This is a genomic window from Rhodopseudomonas palustris (assembly GCF_007005445.1).
In the GTDB taxonomy this organism is placed as follows: Bacteria; Pseudomonadota; Alphaproteobacteria; order Rhizobiales; family Xanthobacteraceae; genus Rhodopseudomonas; species Rhodopseudomonas palustris_G.
Genome location: NZ_CP041387.1, coordinates 3,329,731 through 3,346,159 on the forward strand (window position 1 = coordinate 3,329,731; position 16,429 = coordinate 3,346,159).

17 protein-coding genes are annotated in these 16,429 nt (G+C 67.7%); 3 read left to right on the forward strand and 14 right to left on the reverse strand.

From position 1 onward, the window contains the following. Positions 1–150: 150 nt before the first annotated feature. The 4 genes from FLL57_RS15225 to FLL57_RS15235 are packed head-to-tail and all read right to left on the reverse strand — an operon-like array spanning position 151 to position 3,091. Complete coding sequence (locus FLL57_RS15225) at positions 151–1,026, reverse strand: MlaD family protein (protein WP_013503877.1); 876 nt, start codon at positions 1,024–1,026, stop codon at positions 151–153. Positions 1,027–1,032: 6 nt separating this feature from the next. Beyond that, the gene (locus tag FLL57_RS23620; RefSeq protein WP_283805246.1) at positions 1,033–1,167 is read right to left on the reverse strand and encodes a hypothetical protein; all 135 of its coding nucleotides are present in this window, start codon (positions 1,165–1,167) and stop codon (positions 1,033–1,035) included. After that, on the reverse strand, positions 1,164–1,937 hold the full coding sequence (locus FLL57_RS15230) for an ABC transporter ATP-binding protein (RefSeq protein WP_013503878.1): 774 nt from the start codon (positions 1,935–1,937) through the stop codon (positions 1,164–1,166). The genes FLL57_RS23620 and FLL57_RS15230 overlap by 4 nt, the downstream gene beginning before the upstream one ends. Before the next feature lie 2 nt (positions 1,938–1,939). Beyond that, positions 1,940–3,091, reverse strand: coding sequence for an ABC transporter permease (locus tag FLL57_RS15235; protein WP_142883307.1), 1,152 nt, complete (start codon positions 3,089–3,091; stop codon positions 1,940–1,942). A 104-nt stretch (positions 3,092–3,195) separates the two neighbouring features. Between FLL57_RS15235 and dgcA the strand changes: the two genes are divergently transcribed. Then, positions 3,196–4,191, forward strand: a complete 996-nt coding sequence (dgcA, locus tag FLL57_RS15240; protein ID WP_142883308.1) for an N-acetyl-D-Glu racemase DgcA — start codon at positions 3,196–3,198, stop codon at positions 4,189–4,191. Here the strand turns inward: dgcA and FLL57_RS15245 are convergent. Beyond that, positions 4,161–5,369: an MFS transporter gene (locus FLL57_RS15245; RefSeq protein ID WP_142883309.1), complete on the reverse strand. Its 1,209-nt coding sequence runs from the start codon at positions 5,367–5,369 to the stop codon at positions 4,161–4,163. The two genes, dgcA and FLL57_RS15245, sit on opposite strands and share 31 nt — an antisense overlap. A 75-nt stretch (positions 5,370–5,444) precedes the next feature. Here FLL57_RS15245 and FLL57_RS15250 point away from each other — a divergent pair, with 75 nt between their 5' ends. Then, positions 5,445–6,977, forward strand: coding sequence for a hypothetical protein (locus FLL57_RS15250; protein WP_142883310.1), 1,533 nt, complete (start codon positions 5,445–5,447; stop codon positions 6,975–6,977). 44 nt (positions 6,978–7,021) lie between these two features. On the opposite strand, the gene FLL57_RS15255 is transcribed toward FLL57_RS15250, so the two are convergent. The 5 genes from FLL57_RS15255 to thiD all read right to left on the reverse strand — a co-directional run bounded on the left by FLL57_RS15255 (position 7,022) and on the right by thiD (position 11,520). Further along, a complete protein-coding gene (locus FLL57_RS15255; protein WP_142883311.1) occupies positions 7,022–8,017 on the reverse strand; it encodes a threonine/serine dehydratase in 996 nt (331 codons plus the stop codon). Between the two features lie 47 nt (positions 8,018–8,064). Then, positions 8,065–9,120 carry a glycosyltransferase family 4 protein gene (locus FLL57_RS15260; RefSeq protein ID WP_142883312.1) on the reverse strand — a complete coding sequence of 352 codons (1,056 nt, stop codon included), beginning with the start codon at positions 9,118–9,120 and terminating at the stop codon, positions 8,065–8,067. Continuing rightward, a complete protein-coding gene (locus FLL57_RS15265; RefSeq protein ID WP_013503885.1) occupies positions 9,120–9,917 on the reverse strand; it encodes a UDP-2,3-diacylglucosamine diphosphatase in 798 nt (265 codons plus the stop codon). Before FLL57_RS15265 ends, FLL57_RS15260 begins: the two co-directional genes overlap by 1 nt. A 53-nt stretch (positions 9,918–9,970) precedes the next feature. Continuing rightward, entirely contained in the window at positions 9,971–10,627 is a 657-nt protein-coding gene (locus tag FLL57_RS15270; protein WP_013503886.1) for a class I SAM-dependent methyltransferase, read from the reverse strand. A 92-nt stretch (positions 10,628–10,719) separates the two neighbouring features. Further along, positions 10,720–11,520 carry a bifunctional hydroxymethylpyrimidine kinase/phosphomethylpyrimidine kinase gene (gene thiD, locus FLL57_RS15275; RefSeq protein WP_142883313.1) on the reverse strand — a complete coding sequence of 267 codons (801 nt, stop codon included), beginning with the start codon at positions 11,518–11,520 and terminating at the stop codon, positions 10,720–10,722. Positions 11,521–11,659: 139 nt separating this feature from the next. On the opposite strand from thiD, the gene FLL57_RS15280 reads away from it, so the two are divergent. Further along, complete coding sequence (locus FLL57_RS15280) at positions 11,660–11,905, forward strand: Lrp/AsnC ligand binding domain-containing protein (protein WP_013503888.1); 246 nt, start codon at positions 11,660–11,662, stop codon at positions 11,903–11,905. Between the two features lie 7 nt (positions 11,906–11,912). Here FLL57_RS15280 and FLL57_RS15285 read toward each other — a convergent pair whose 3' ends face one another. The 4 genes from FLL57_RS15285 to FLL57_RS15300 all read right to left on the reverse strand — a co-directional run bounded on the left by FLL57_RS15285 (position 11,913) and on the right by FLL57_RS15300 (position 16,329). Beyond that, positions 11,913–12,842: a c-type cytochrome gene (locus FLL57_RS15285; protein ID WP_142883314.1), complete on the reverse strand. Its 930-nt coding sequence runs from the start codon at positions 12,840–12,842 to the stop codon at positions 11,913–11,915. Between the two features lie 33 nt (positions 12,843–12,875). Continuing rightward, complete coding sequence (locus FLL57_RS15290) at positions 12,876–13,325, reverse strand: c-type cytochrome (protein WP_013503890.1); 450 nt, start codon at positions 13,323–13,325, stop codon at positions 12,876–12,878. Positions 13,326–13,438: 113 nt separating this feature from the next. Further along, positions 13,439–15,760, reverse strand: a complete 2,322-nt coding sequence (locus FLL57_RS15295; RefSeq protein WP_142883315.1) for a xanthine dehydrogenase family protein molybdopterin-binding subunit — start codon at positions 15,758–15,760, stop codon at positions 13,439–13,441. Positions 15,761–16,041: 281 nt separating this feature from the next. After that, positions 16,042–16,329 (reverse strand): hypothetical protein, encoded by a 288-nt coding sequence (locus FLL57_RS15300; RefSeq protein WP_013503892.1) that lies wholly within the window; start codon positions 16,327–16,329, stop codon positions 16,042–16,044. Between the last annotated feature and the right edge of the window lie 100 nt (positions 16,330–16,429).

The following is a 16,429-nucleotide window of genomic DNA, read 5'->3' on the forward strand; positions in this document are numbered from 1 at the left end:
CACCTCACCGGGAGCTCGAGCCTGTTGTCAGCATTCGGAATGCGGAGTCGTGATCCCGCCGAGAACCGAGCCTGTATGCTCTGATGCCATGCATCGACATCAGGCACATGCGTGCGGCCCGATCGATGATACCGGTGTTCGCTGCGGTTGCTACTGCGCCCGTCGCCGCGGCGGACGTGGCTGCTCGGCGCGGGCGTCCGGTGGGGCCTGTTGCGCGGTGTTGCTCGGGCCGAACAGCACCCGGGTCGGGTTGCGGTCGAAATTGTTCACCGCGCGGCTGATGTCGGCCAGCGTGCGGCGGCCGTCGAGGATCAGCGTGGCCGAGCGCTTGTCGAGGTTGTCGGCGAGTTCGCGGAACGACTTCACGGCCTGGAACAGCTCGCCGCCGTCCTTGCCGCCGGCCAGCGCGTCGATGCCCTGCATCACGCTGTCGGTCTTGGCGATCACGCTGTCGACCCGCGACACGATACTGTCGATCTTGTCGGAGCTGCGCGCCAGCCCCGAGGTGAAGGTCTGCAAATTCTCCAGCGAGGTCTTCACCGACTCCTGATTGTCTGCAACCAGGCGGTTGACGTTGCGCAGCGTCGCCTTGATCGACTCGGAGATGTCCTGAAGCAGTTCGGGATCGGCGGTGAGCACCGGAGTGCCGTCGTCGTCGAGCGGCACCGGCGGGGCGGTTTCCGAACCGCCCTTCAACGAAATCGCGGCGACGCCGGTCAGGCCCTGGAATTCCAGACCGACCTGGGTGTCCTTGCGGATCGGCGCGGTGTTCTCGACCATCGCCAGCGCCACCACCCGGCGCGGATTGTCGAGCTTCACCGACACCACCTCGCCGACCCGGACGCCGTTGAAGTTGACGCTGCCGCCGTTGCGCAGGCCCGATGCCGCGCCCTCGAACACCACCCGCAGCGGGCTGCGCGCCTTGGTGGTGTGCAGGCTCTGAAACCACAGCACGAACCCGAGCGCCGCGGCGATCACCGCGAGGGTGAACGTCCCGATCAGGAAGTAATTCGCACGCGTTTCCATTCGCCTCTACTCCACACCAGTTCGCGGCGCCGCCGGCTCGCGGGCCGCCGCGTCGCGCAGCAGGCTTTGAGCGCAGATTGCGGAAGCAAAACGACGCACCCACGGTGCGACGATCGAAATTTCCAGGCGCAGCCCGATCATGGCGAACCGACCACCGCACGGGCACGCTTGCCGTGGAAATAAGAACGCAGCCACGGATGCTGCGAGGCCTGCATGTCGGCGATGGTTCCGGCCGCGATCACCTTGCCGTCCCCCAGCACCGCGATGCGGTCGCAGGCGGTATGCAGGCTGTCGAGGTCGTGGGTTACCATGAAAACCGTCAGGCCCAAAGTGCGCTGCAGCGTCCGCACCAGCTCGTCGAAGTCGCCGGCCCCGATCGGGTCGAGGCCCGAGGTCGGCTCGTCGAGAAATACCAGCTCCGGATCGAGCGCGAGCGCGCGCGCCAGCGCCACGCGCTTGATCATGCCGCCGGACAGTTCCGACGGATAGCGGTCGATCACTTCCGGCTTCAGCCCGACCATCACCAGCTTGGCGATGGTGATCTCGTCGAGCAGCCGCTGCGACAGCTTGAGATATTCCCGCACCGGGAACTGGATGTTCTGCCGCACGGTGAGCGACGAGAACAGCGCGCCCTGCTGGAACAGGATGCCCCAGCGCCGCTCGACGCCGCGGCGCTCGGCCTTGCCGGCCTTGTCGAGGTCGATGCCGAACACCTCGATGCTGCCGCTGAGCTTCGGCACCAGGCCGATGATGGTGCGGGTCAGCACCGACTTCCCGGCGCCGGACGGGCCGACGAAGCCGAGGATCTCGCCGCGGCGCACGTCGAGATCGAGGCCGTTCAGCACCTTGGTGGCGCCGAACTGCACGGTGACGTCGCGCACCCGGATGATCGGATCGGCCGCTGCCGTCATCGTCAGATTCCAATTCCCGCAAAGAAGATCGCGAACACGCCGTCCATCACGATCACGAAGAAGATGCTCTTCACGACCGAGGCGGTGGTGTGGCGGCCGAGCGACTCGGCGCTGCCCTGCACCGCCAGCCCCTCGACGCAGGCGACGATACCGATCACCGCCGCCATCACCGGCGCCTTGATCATCCCGACGGTGAAATGATCGATCGAGATCGCATCGCGCAGCCGCAGCAGGAACGCCTCCGGATCGACGCCGCCGTACAGCCAGGCGACCAGGCCGCCGCCATACAGCGCCGCCATCGCGCCGAGGAAGGTGAGGATCGGTACCGCCAGCACCAGCGCGATTAGCCGCGGAACGATCAGCACGTCGATCGGATCGAACCCCATGGTGCGCAGCGCGTCGATCTCCTCACGCATCTTCATCGAGCCGAGTTCGGCCGTATAGGCGCTTCCCGACCGGCCCGCCACCATGATCGCCACCAGCAGCACGCCGAGTTCGCGCAGCACCAGGACGCCGAGCATGTCGACCACGAAGACATCGGCGCCGAACTTGCGGAAATGGAAGATGCCCTGCTGCGCCACGATGCAGCCGATCAGGAAGGTGATCAGCAGGATGATCGGCACCGCATTCCAGCACACCTGTTCGAGGTGGTGGACGGTCGAGGTCAGCCGGAACGAGGTCGGCCGGATCACGATCCGGCCCAGCCCGGCCAGAACCGCTCCCATCATGCTGATCAGCGCGACGATGTCGTCGAAGAACGCATACATGGTGCGGCCGAGGCGCTCGATCGGCGCGCGCAGCGCCCCGCCTCGCTTCGGCGCGGGCCCGGTTTCACTGACCTGCCGGACCTCGTCGACCAGGCTGGCATAGTTGGCCGACAGCCCGGCAATCCGTGCCTCGGCGCCGGCCTGGCCGAGATTGCGCCGCAGCCGTTCGATCAGCCAGGCGCCGAAGGTGTCGAGCCGCGCGATGCCGGAGACGTCGATGAAGACGTCCGGCTTGCTGCCGCCGAGCCGTTCCGCTTCAGTGACCAGCCGCTCCAGTACCGGCGCGAACCGCGCCGTCCACGATCCCGAGGCGCACAGCGCCAGCCCTTCGGCACGCGCGATCCGTTCGAGCGACGGTCCGCCCTCCAACGCTATCTGCTGTGTCATTTTGAGCCAATCCGGGTTCGACCGTCACCTTGCGGGACAAGCGCTTTACCAGCCATACTTGTCAGCTCCGGGCAACCCTCGGTTTGAGCTGACAAGGCCTGCAAATGAACTCCCTGATAGCGCCCGAACTGACCGGGCGCATCGAACGCTGGCCGATCGCCGGCGCTTTCACCATCAGCCGTGGAGCCAAGACCGAAGCGATCGTCGTGGTGGCCGAACTGCGCTGCGGCGACCATGTCGGCCGCGGCGAATGCGTGCCCTATGCGCGCTACGGTGAGACGCCGGAGGGCGCGCTCGCCGCGCTGGAAACGATGCGCGGGCCGCTCGCCGATGGCCTCGATCGCGCCGCGCTGCAGGCCGCGATGCCGCCCGGCGCCGCCCGCAATGCGCTGGATTGCGCCCTCGTCGATCTGGAAGCGAAGGCGAGCGGCCGGCGGGCCTGGGAGTTGCTCGGCAGCGCGCCGCCGCGCCCGGCGACGACGGCCTACACGATTTCGCTCGGCACGCCCGAAGCGATGGCCGAGGCCACCGTGAAGGCCGCAGCGCGGCCGCTGCTCAAGATCAAGCTCGGCGACGACGGGGATGATGCACGGATCGCTGCGGTGCGCCGCGCCGCGCCGAATTCCGAACTGATCGTCGATGCCAACGAAGCGTGGACGCCGGACAATCTCGCCCGCAACCTCAACGCCTGCGCCGACGCCGGCGTGACTCTGGTCGAGCAGCCGCTGCCGGCCGGCCGCGACGATGCACTGAGCGAAATCGCTCGCCCGATCGCGGTGTGCGCCGACGAGAGCGTCCACGACCGCGCTTCGCTCGCCGCGCTGCGCGGCCGTTACGATGCGGTCAACATCAAGCTGGACAAGACCGGCGGACTCACCGAGGCGCTGGCGATGGCCGAGGCGGCGCAGGCGCTCGGCCTGCAGATCATGGTCGGCTGCATGGTGGCGACTTCGCTGGCGATGGCGCCCGCAATGCTGCTGACGCCGTTCGCCCGCTTCGTCGATCTCGACGGCCCGCTGCTGCTGGCGCGCGACCGCGACGACGGCCTGCGCTACGACGGCAGCACGGTCTATCCGCCCGACGCGGCGCTGTGGGGCTGAGCGGCGCCCGCCGGCGCCAGCAATCGTCGGCGCATCAGCACCAGCACCACCGCACCGGCGAGGCCCATCGCCGCCATCATGTCATAGACCGCGAGGCCGTAGCGGGCGAACACCGCGCCGGAGGCAATCGACGCGCAGCTCATCACCAGCCCGGTCGCCGCGGTGTAGTAGCCCTGCCCGCGCGCGATTACATGGCCGGGCACGTGGCGGACCAGCAGCCCCATGGTGCCGACCTGGGTGAGGCCGAAGGTCAGACCGTGAAGTAACTGTACCGCGGTGAGCAGCGCCAGCGACGGATCCTGCGCGGTGACCAGCCAGCGCAGCACCGCGCTCAGCCCGCCGCCCAGCATCAGCCACATCGGCGACCAGGTGAACCGCGGCGACAGCGCGAACACCACGATCTCGGCGACGACGCCGAGCACCCACAGCACCGCGATCGTCGCGCCGCCGAGGCCGGCGTCCTGCCAGACGATCGACGCGAAAGTGTAGTATGCGGCGTGGCTGCCCTGGATCAGCGCCGCCGCGATAATGATCGCCAGGAAGGTCGGATTGCGCAGCAGCGCCGCGCCGCGCTGCGGCGTCGCCGATTTGGCCGGCGCATCGAGCGGCCGCAGGCCGAAGCCCGCCACCGCGCCGAACCAGGCGGCGGCGGCGATCAGCCAGATCAGATGCTCCGGCGCCACCACCTCGGCGAGCACGCCGCTGACCAGCGCACCGGCGATGAAGGCGGCGGAGCCCCACAGCCGCAGCGGCCCGTAGTTCAGCCCGTAGCGCGCCACCGCCTTCAGCGCGTAGCCGTCGGTGAGCGGGACGATTGGCGTCCAGGCGCAGGCGGTGAGCACGAACACCACGAAGATCAGCAACGGCCCACGTATGATTCCGAGGAGGGTGAAACCGAGCGCTGTGATCAGTGCGGTGATGATCATTGCGACGCGAATCGCATTGCGCCGTTCGGCCGCCGCGGTGATGAAAGGCAGCAGCGTGAAGCGCGTCACCGCCGGCGCCGCGACGATCACGCCGATCCAGGAAGCCTCGATTCCAACGGCTTTCAGCCACACCGTGAAGAACGGCAGGTAGGTGCCGGTGACCGCGAAGGTGGTCGCGTAGAACAACGCGAGCCGGGATGCGAATCGCGTCGCGGCCGGCGATGGGGTGGGGATTTGTGATTCGAAAGACATCAATTCAATTGCGATTCGACGCGGATCGTGGTGATCGTTATCGTGACGCGCAGTGATTTGTGCAACGAGTCCATGATGGCTGACGAAGCATTCGCCCTTTCGCCGATCTCCGCCCGACCGGCGATGCCGAGTGATGCGGACTACGACGCGATCCGCGAAGCCTTCATGGAGACCTCGCGCGGCCGCTGGTTCCTCACCGAATACGCCAAGCGCAACCGCAATGCCGACACCAGCATGGTGCTCGACGCGGTGGCGCGGATCGAACAGACGCTCGCCGCACAGAAGCAGGCGCAATCCGATTCAGCGGCCGAGACGCTGGCGGCGCTGCGCGCGGTGATCGGCGAGGCGCGCGCCAACGTCGCCCGGGCGGTCGCGGCGCTGGACGATACGGCCACGCTGGCGGCGGCGCATCGCGGCAGCCGGGCGATCAGCGAGGTCGCTGCCACTTTGCGCGAATGCGGCGCCGACTCCCGGATCTGCGATCTGCTCGACCAGCAGGTCGCCGCCATCGACGGCGGTCACCGGCTGGTGGCGGCGATCGATCGCACGGCGATCGAAGCTGCGTTCGACCGGATGCTGCAGCATGTCGCGGCGATCTCGGGTGCTGCGCCCGACGCGGCGGCGCCCGAGCCGGCCCCCGCGGCGGCGACGCCCGCATCCGCGACCGACACCATGCCGGCTCCGGTGGCCGAACTGCAGCAGCCGGCACCTCAGGCCGCTGCTGCCGAGCCCCCCGCGCCCTCCGATGTGCCACCGCAGCCGGTCTCATCTCAGCCAGTCTCACCGCAGTCTCTCCCGACACAGTCTCTCCCGCCGCAGCCTGACGCCTTGCAGGCAGTCGCGCCGGCGGCCGAGGCTGAGACCGGATTCACGGTGGTGACCGGCACTGCGGCTGACGAACTCGAGTTCGTCGAACCGGCGGACGAGACCACGGCGACCGACGCCCCGACGGCCACCGCGGCCCCGGCGGCAGAACTGGAAGTTGCGGCTGCGGAGGTCGCAGAGCTCGAAACGCCGGCTGTCACCGGCCGGATCACCCAGCAGAGCGACGCCGAGGATCTGCTCGACGAAGTGGTGGCTCTGGACGCCGAAGGCTCCGAAGACGACGCCATGCTCGACCTGGTCGCCCGCGAGATGTCGGCGCCCGACGTCTCGGCGCCGTACCGGCCCGAGGACAACGCCTACGCGGCGGCTGCGGCCAGCACCGCCGAGGAGATCGAGTCCGACATCGTCGCGCTGCAGCAGGCGCTGAGCGAAGAGATCGAGCTTGCGCCGGAACCGATCGCTCGCGGCGACGCTCCGCCGTCCGTCGACGATCCGTTCGCGGCGCCGCCGGAGGCCGAGCCGGCCTTCGATCCCGTCGGCGAGATCGGTGAAGCGGCGCCCTTGGTGGCTTCGGCCGAGCCGATCGCCGTGCATTCCGCCGCTGCGCCGGTAGCGATCGCCACCGCGGCTGGCGCCGACGAAGTCACCCCCGCGGCTCCGACCTCGCTCGGCGCCGCGGCGATTGCCAGCGGCGCGGTTGCGGCCCCGCCGCCGATGCGCAGCGACGCGCTAGTGCCGATCCGGCGGATGAGCCAGGCCGAGAAGATCGCGTTCTTCTCGTAAGCAGTGGCTGCGGCGCGAACGCGTCCTCGAAATCAGGCTCGAAATCAGGCAATCAGGCGGCTGAACAGGTCGGCATCGACATTACCGCCCGACAGCACGATCGCGACGGTCTTGCCGCGCACGTCCAGCTTGCCGGCCAGCAGCGCCGCCAGCGCCACCGCGCCGCCCGGCTCCACCACCAGCTTCAGTTCCCGGAATGCGAACCCGACCGCGCGGCCGACCTCGGCATCCGACGCCGCGACGCCGCCGGCGAGCAGCACCCGGTTGATCGCGAAGGTGACCTCGCCCGGGATCGACATCATCAGCGCATCACAGATGGTCCGGCCGCCCGCCGGATTCGACTCGCGGCGGTCCGCCACCAGCGAGCGGGCGTGATCGTCGAAGCCCTCAGGCTCGGCCGACATCGCCAGCGCCTGCGGGAAACGCGCCTTGACGGCGAGCGCGGTGCCGGCCACCAGCCCGCCGCCCGAAGCCGGCGCCACCACCAGGTCGGGTTCGACACCCAGCGCGGCGAGGTCTTCGGCGATTTCGCGGCCGACAGTGCCCTGCCCGGCGATCACCATCGGATCGTCGAACGGCCGCACCAGCGTCGCGCCGCTGCGCCCCGCGATGTCGCGGGCGATCGCCTCGCGGTCCTCGCGGTCGCGATCGTACAGCACCACCTCGGCGCCATAGCCCGCGGTGCGCTCGCGCTTCGAGGCCGGTGCGTCCGACGGCATCACGATGGTGGTGTGAACGCCGAGCAGTTGCGCCGCCGCCGCAACGCCCTGGGCGTGGTTGCCGGAGCTGAATCCGACCACGCCGGCGCGCCGGAGCTCCGGCGTGAGCGACGCCAGCTTGTTGTAGGCGCCGCGAAACTTGAACGAGCCGGTGCGCTGCAGGACTTCCGGCTTGAGGAAGACGCGGCCGCCGGTGGCGGCATCGAGTGCCGGCGAAGTCAGCAACGGCGTCCGCACCGCGACGGGCGCGAGCACTTCGGCAGCCGCATCGATATCGGCGACGGAAACGGGCAGCACAGCGGGATTGATCATGACCGCCATCTAACGCGCAGCGGCGCGCGCCGACAAGGTGCGATGATACGTTCGGCTCAGGCCACCAGACAGTGCGGCTTGGCGCCTTCCGGGTTGGCCCGGGCCGCATCCAGCATCGACACGCAGCGCACGTTGTCGATGAAGGCCTGCGCCGAGGCTTCCCAGGTGTGATCGGCCGCAAAGCCGAGACACGCCTCCCGCGAGATCTCCAGCGCGCCGAGGCACGCCGCGTGCAGATCCTCGCTGAGCACGCCGACCGGCTCGTCGCCGATCACATCGCGCGGCCCGGTCACCGGATAGGCCGCGACCGGTACGCCGCTGGCGAGCGCTTCGAGCAGCACCAGCCCATAGGTGTCGGTCTTGCTCGGAAATACGAACACGTCGGCGGCGGCATAGACCTGCGCCAGGGCGTCGCCCTGTCTGGCGCCGAGGAACACCGCATTCGGAAAGTCGCGCTCCAGCGCCGCCCGCGCCGGGCCGTCGCCGACCACCACCTTGGTGCCGGGCAGATCGAGCGACAGGAAGGCTTCGAGGTTCTTCTCGACCGCGACACGGCCGACCGACAGGAACACCGGCCGCGGCAGGCCGAGATCGGCGCCCTCGCGCGGGTGAAACAGATGCCCGTCGACGCCGCGCGGCCACAGCACGACATTGCGGAAGCCGCGGCCGCGGAGCTCGTCGGCGAGCGCCGGCGTCGCCGCCATCACCGCATGGCTGGCGCCGTGAAACCGGCGCAGCAGCGACCACACCCAGGACTCCGGGATCGGCGCCCGCGCCGAGACGTATTCGGGGAAGCGGGTGTGGAAGCTGGTGGTGAAGCGCAGGCCGCGCTTGCGGCAATAGCGCCGCGCCGCCAGCCCGATCGGCCCTTCGGTGGCGATGTGGATGCAATCGGCCTGCGCAGCGTTGATCAGACGCGCGACGCGGATCGGATTGGGGATCGCAATCCGCAGGTCTGGATAGCTCGGCAGCGCCATCGTCGGAAACGTCTCGGGCGTGAGGAACACGACCTCGACGCCGAGCGATTTCGCCGCCTCGGCCATCATCGTCAGCGTCCGCACCACGCCGTTGACCTGCGGGTGCCAGGCGTCCGTCGCGATCAGGATACGCATCAGGCGGCCCGCGCCGCGACCGTCGGCACCGGCAGATTGCGCTTCAGCAAATCGGTCCAGGTGATGATCTCGAACCGGCCGTCCTCGTGCTCGGCGAGCGCGGTGCAGCTTTCGACCCAGTCGCCGCAGTTCATGTAATTGATGCCGTGGAAGTCGCGGATCGCGGCGGTGTGGATGTGGCCGCAGATCACCCCGTCGGTGCCGTGGCGGCGGGCCTCCTGCGCCAGCGTCTCTTCGAACGCGCCGATGTAGTTCACCGCGTTCTTGACCTTGTGCTTGGCCCATTGCGACAGCGACCAATACGGCACACCGAACCAGCGGCGGAACGCATTGACGATGCGGTTGAGCCGGATCGCGAGGTCGTAGGCCTTGTCGCCGACATGGGCGAGCCAGCGCGCGTTCTGCACCACCAGATCGAAGATATCGCCGTGGATCACCAGATAGCGCCGGCCGTCGGCGCCGGTGTGGATCGCGTTCTCGACGACTTCGATGCCGCCGAAATGGGTGCCGTAGTAGTTGCGCAGGAACTCGTCGTGGTTGCCCGGCACGTAGATGATGCGCGCGCCCTTGCGGCCCTTGCGCAGCAGCTTCTGCACGAAGTCGTTGTGCGACTGCGGCCAGTACCAGTTCGACTTCAGTGCCCAGCCGTCGATGATGTCGCCGACCAGATAGATGGTGTCGGCATCATGGACGCGGAGAAAATCGAGCAGCAGGTTGGTCTGCGATCCTCGTGCACCGAGATGAACATCGGAAATGAATAGGGTGCGAAAGCGCCGTTCCGGACCGTCATCGCTCATCGGTCGTGTCCCATCCAAGGCCGCCCGCGGGCGGCGACGTCTCGAGTCCGGCCTCAGGCCGCCATCGGCGTGACAGTCCGCTCGAAACACACCAGCGTGTAGATGCCGAACGGCTTCAGCTTACGCCGCTCGACCAGGATCGCGTCGGAGGTGGCCTGTGCCCAGGCCTGCAGCCGCGCGAACGGAAATTCAGGACGGAGACCCAGCGCGCGGGTCTTCTGCGCCGCCCAGCGCTCGACCGCGGCGGCCACGCCGACTTCAGAGTACAGATGATTGACCAGGATGATGCGGCCGCCGGGCTTGACCACGCGATGACACTCCGAAAGTACCTGCTCCGGATTGGCCACCAGCGTGATGACGAACTGCGCCACGACGCAATCGAACGTCGCGTCGTCGAACTCCATCGCGTGCGCATCCATCTGGCGCACGTCCTTGACCCACGGATAGCGGCCGGACGCCATCTTGGCACGCGCCTTCTCCAGCATCGGCTCGCACAGATCGATACCGGTAATTTCGGTCGAGGCGTCGTAGTCGTCGAACGACAGTCCGGTACCAACACCGACCTCGAGGATCTTACCACCGTGCGCGCGCGCTTCCGCAGCCGCCGCACGCCGTCCCTTCACCATCACCGGTCCGCACACCGCGTCGTAGATCGGAGCCCAGCGGGCGTAGGCGGTTTCAATCAGGGACTTGTCGAGATCGGGCGTCATCGGTTCCGTTCGAATCGTAAATTACTTACGAATTCGGATTATCAGCCGAGTACGACGACTGGACGACAGCACACGGTCGTCCGGTTTGGGCCTTAGTCGAAGCCGTGGAAATGATGGATCGGGCCGTGGCCGTGCCCGACCGACAACCGATCCGCCGCCGCGATCGCGGCGCTGACCCATTGCTTGGCATCGGCCACAGCGGCCTGCAATGACTGGCCTTTGGCGAGGTTGGCGGCGATCGCCGATGACAGCGAGCAGCCGGTGCCGTGGGTGTTGTTCGTCACGATCCGCGGCGCGGCGAGCGCCTGCACCTCGGTTCCAACAAACAGGTAATCGGTGCTGGTCGGGCCGGTTCCATGGCCGCCCTTGATCAACACCGCTTCGCAGCCGAGCGCGAGCAGCCGCCGTCCCTGCCCCTCGATCGCGGCCGGATCTGTGGCGACCGGCTCGTCGAGCAGCGCGGCGGCTTCCGGCAGGTTCGGCGTGATGATGCGGGCGCGCGGGATCAGCGCCGTGTGCAGCGCCTCGACGCAGTCGTCGGCGATCAGCCGGTCACCGGAGGTCGCAACCATCACCGGATCGAGCACGACGTTGGCGGCGTGCCAGCGGTCCAGCCCGTCGGCGATCGCCGCGATCACGCCGCGCTGCGCCACCATCCCGATCTTGGTGGCGGCGACGGCCAGATCGCTGAACACCGCATCGATCTGCGCGGTGACGAAATCGGCCGGCACGTCGTGGATCGCGGTGACGCCGCGGGTGTTCTGCGCCGTCAGCGCGGTGATCACCGAGGCGCCATAGACCCGGTTCGCGGAAAACGACTTGAGATCGGCCTGAATGCCGGCGCCTCCTCCGGAGTCGGAGCCGGCGATGGTGAGTGCGATCGGAATGGCCATCAACATGCTCGATTGAGAAGGGTGTGGACCGGCGGCGCCGATCGCGGTCGTAGCGTGCCCGCGCCGCAGCGGCAAGAGCTTGCGCCGGCAGGGGGTTTTGGGCTTGATGGCGCAAATCAAGCTGCCGGAGAGACCCGCGATGGTGCCGTTTTTCGTCCAGATCAAATGCCAGCTCGGCCAGTCCTACGCCGTCGCCAACGCGATCGCCGAAGCCGAGATCGCCTCGGAGATCTATTCCACCGCCGGCGATTACGACCTGCTGGTGAAGTTCTACGTCGACCGCTCGACCGATATCGGCCATTTCGTCGCCGACAAGGTCCAGGTGGTCCCCGGCATCAAGGACACCCACACCATCATCACCTTCAAGGCATTCGGCCCGAAGTGATCGCCGTTCACCCGGCTTTGGCCTTGCGCGGCGACCGGACCGGCCCCTGCACCGGCGGCAGCGACTTGAGATAGGCCGCGATCGCCTCGCGGTCGTCCTTGCCGAGCTGCGAGGTGTTGCGGATCACCTGCGCCATCGAGCCGCCGGCGCTGTCGCCTTCCGGCGTCATGCCGGTCTCGAGGAAATAGGCGATGTCGCCGGCGCTCCAGTCGCCGAGCCCCTTCTGGGTGATGTTCGGCACCCAGCCCTTGCCTTCGGGATCGGGCCCGCCGGCGAAACGCTGCGACGCCACGATGCCGCCGAGCGCATTGCGCGGGCTGTGGCACTCGGCACAGTGGCCGAAGCTATTGACGAGATAAGCGCCGCGATTCCACTGCGCCGATTGCGCCGGATCGGGCGTGAACGGCGTGTCGTCGAAGAACAGCAGTTTCCACAGCCCGACCGCGCGGCGGATGTTAAACGGGAACGGCACCTCGTTCGGCGGCGCCCGGCCGGCCACCTCGGGCAGCGTTTTGATGTAGGCGAACAGGTCGCGGACGTCGTCGAGCCGCGCGTGCGCGTAAGACGGATACGGAAACGCCGGATAAAGATGTACGCCGCCCGGCGCCGTGCCCCGCATCACCGCGCTGACGAATTCCGCCTCGGTCCATTTGCCGATGCCGTCGTTCGGATCTGGCGAGATGTTCGGCACGTAGAATGTGCCGAACTCGGACTTCAGCCCCAGCCCGCCGCCGAGCTTCGTGCGATCGTCCTGCTGCGGGGTGGCGTGGCATTCGGCACAGCCGCCCGCGTAGAACGCGGTGCGGCCGTTCTCCAGATTGGCGGTGCGCGCCGGCAGACGGTCGGCCGGCACCGTGGCCGGCATGGTGAGCAGCCAGAACGCAGCGACCGCGATGATCGCCGCAATCAGAATGACAGCTCCGATTGTCCTGGCCACAGCCGATCTCCGCCGCCGACGGCGCTCGCCGCGTTAGCCTTCCTTCTGGCGGAAGTTCTCGTGGCAGCTTCCGCACGCTTTGCCGATCGGCTGCATCGCCGCCTTCAAGGTGTCGACGTCCTTGACCTTGCCCTTGGCGCCGTCGACCGCCTTGGCGAAGTCGGCGATCTCGGTGTCGAATTTGGCGCGCTCGGTCCAGATTTTCGGCGAGGCGCTGTACTTGCTGTCGAACGCCCTCAGGCCTTTGACGCTGTCCGGAAACAGCTTGGGCAGATCCTTGGCGGTCTCGTCGAACTGCTTGAGCGCCGCATCCACTGCGGCCTGATCGTAAGGTTTCTCGCCCTTGGCGATGGCGCCGAGCACCATCATGTTCCGTCCGTTGTCCTTCATCAGTTTCTGGGTCTTGTCGACCAGATCCTGCTGCGCCATCACGGCGCTCGCCGTCAGCACCAGGGCTCCGGCAACGATCACAGTTCGTAACATCCAGACGTCCTCCCGCTTGGTTGTTTTCAACTCGGTCATGCGCCGCCGGTTCGGCAGCCTTTCATCGGTGGCTTGACGCCACTCTTGTCGATCCGTTCCGACAGCCGGCCGCATCACAGACGATGCAGGCGCTCGTGCTCGCGGATCGCCATCCACACTCGCTCGGGCGTCGCCGGCATGTCGATGTGCTCGATCCGGTATTCCCGCCACAGCGCGTCGATGATCGCGTTCATCACCGCCGGGCACGAGCCGATCGCGCCGGCTTCGCCCGCGCCCTTCACCCCCATCGGATTGGTGGCGCACGGCACGTTGTGGGTCTCGAAGGTGATGGGCGCGCCATCGGCCGCGCGCGGCAGCGCGTAGTCCATGAACGAGCCGGTGACGAGCTGGCCGTCCTCGGCGTTGTAAACAGCCTGCTCCATCAGCGCCTGACCGATCCCCTGAATGGTGCCGCCGTGAACCTGGCCGGCGAGCAGCAGCGGATTCAGCGTCACGCCGAAATCGTCGACGATCACGTAGTTGACGATCCTGATCCTGCCGGTCGCCGGATCGAGCTCGATCTCGACCAGATGCGTGCCGTTCGGATAGGTGCCGTCGGCACTGGAGAAGGTTGCGCTGGCGTCGAGTTTGGCCGGATCGACGCCGGGCCGCTTGGCGAGATCGGCGAAGCTGATCGAGCGGTCGGTGCCGGCGATCCGGATCGTGCCGTCGCTGATTTCGAGATCGGCGGCGCTGGTCTCCAGCGCGTCGGCCGCGATCTCGCGAAGCTGCTCGCCGAGCTGATGGGTGGCGCGCTGCACGCTGACGCCGCCGGACGGGATCGAGGCCGAACCGCCGGTGCCGAGCCCGGTCGCGATCCGATCGGTGTCGCCCTGCACCACCCGCACCCGCTCCTGCGGCACGCCGAACTGCTCGGCGACGATCTGCGCATAGGCGGTCTGGTGGCCCTGACCGCTCGACTGCGTGCCGATCAGCACGGTGATGTCGCCGTCCGGATCCAGTACCACCTTGGCGGTTTCCTCGCCCATGGTGCCGCAGACCTCGACATAAGAGGCGAGCCCGATGCCTCGGACCAGCCCCTGCTTCCTGGCAGCCTTGGCGCGCTTGCCAAAATCCTTCCAGTCGCCGATCTCCATCGCACGCTTCAGATGCGCGGCGAAGTCGCCGGAGTCGTACACCTTGCCGGTCGCGGTCTTGTAGGGGAGCTTGCGCGGAGGGATGAAGTTCTTGCGCCGGATCGCGTCCGGCGACATCGCCAATTTGCGCGCGCAGGCATCGACCAGACGCTCGACCACATAGGCCGCTTCGGGACGGCCCGCACCGCGATAGGCATCGACCGGCACGGTGTGGGTGAACACGGTGCGGATCCGGCAGTGGAACGCCTGGATGTCGTACAGCCCCGGCAGCATGCCGGCACCGCCGTAGGGAATGTAGGGTCCAAAGGTCGACAGATAGGCGCCGACGTCGCCGATCAGGTCGACATCCATCCCGAGAAACCTGCCGTCTTCGGCGAGCGCCATCCGCGCCGTGGTGACGTTGTCGCGCCCCTGCGAGTCGCCGACGAAATGATCGCCGCGATCGGCGGTCCACTTCACCGTCTTGCGCAGCTTCTTGGCGGCGACCGCGAGCAGCGCGTATTCGCGATACGGAAACAGCTTGGTGCCGAAACCGCCGCCGACATCCGGACAGACCACCCGCATCTTCTCGACCGGGATCTTCAACACGGTCTGGCACAGGATATCGCGCAGCCGGTGACTACCCTGGCTGCCGACCGTCAGCGTGAAGTGATCGCGCTTGGCGTCGTATTCGCAGACCGCCGCGCGGGTTTCCATGTAGTTGGTGACGATGCGCGGATTGACGATGCGGATTTCGGCGATCGCATGGGCCTTGGCAAACGCCTGTTCGGTCGCGGTCTTGTCGCCGATGCCGGCATCGAACAGCACGTTGCCGGCATGATCCGGCCATACCTGCGGGGCACCGGGCTTGACCGCATTGGCGGCGCCGACCACTGCGGGAAGCGGCGTCCACTCGACCGCGATCGCCTCCAGTGCATCGCGGGCATGGGCCAGCGTGTCGGCGACCACGAACGCGATCGCGTCGCCGACGTGGCGAACCTCGTCGCGCGCCAGGATCGGATAGTCCGGTCCCTTGAACGGCCTGTCCGGCAGATTGAACAGGCACGGCAGGCCGCCGAGATCGGCGACGTCGTCCGCCGTCAGGATCGCCAGCACGCCGGGCAGCGCGCGGGCTGCGCTCGCATCGAGCTTGAAGGTGGCATGGGCATGCGGCGAGCGCAGCATCAGCGCGTGCGCGGACGACACCGGAGCCACGTCGTCGGTGTAGCGGCCCTTGCCGCGGATCAGCGGATCGTCCTCTTTGCGCAGCACGCTCTGGCCGACGCCGAACTTGGTGGGAGCCAACTTGGTGGGAGCCATGGGACCGTCACCTCCGATGCGAGTTGGCACCATCTTGCAGCGGATCGCTCACCGGAGCAAACGCGCAGACCGAACCAAAGACCGCGAACACCTAATTATGACGCGAGCGAAAGCTGCGGCGACCCGACCAGCGAAACGGCAGCGCCACGATTTGACGCCTCGCTGCGGTCCACTGGAAGCAATAGTGAACGGCCAAACAGAAAGGCGCATCGGTCGCCCGATACGCCTTTCAATGCGAGCCGTCTCGAAGAGACCGGGCGTCGCCGCCCGCCGAAACGATCTCAGTAACAGATCACCCGGCCGTACACCGGATTGAACACGCAGCCGCCGTAATAGCCACGACCGCGCCCACGGTAGTAGCCACGGCCACGACCGCGGCCACGATAGTAGCCGCGACCACGACCGCGGCCCCGGCCGCGCCCACGCTGAGCTTCGGCCTTGCTGGTGCTGGCGGTCAGGAACAGCGCCGAGGTGCCGACGAGGCTGAAGCCATAGATCACGGTCAACGTCACGGCCGCGAGAACGCGCGTCGTCAATCCCTTACGTGGCTTGGAGGCAGTTTGAGCCATTGAGTTTCTCCCAGTCGTTGGGCACGTTACCGTCATACCCGGTTGTTGGTGCACGACATCATGATGACGGTTCAAATGCGCGGGGCGGATTGAGCCCATG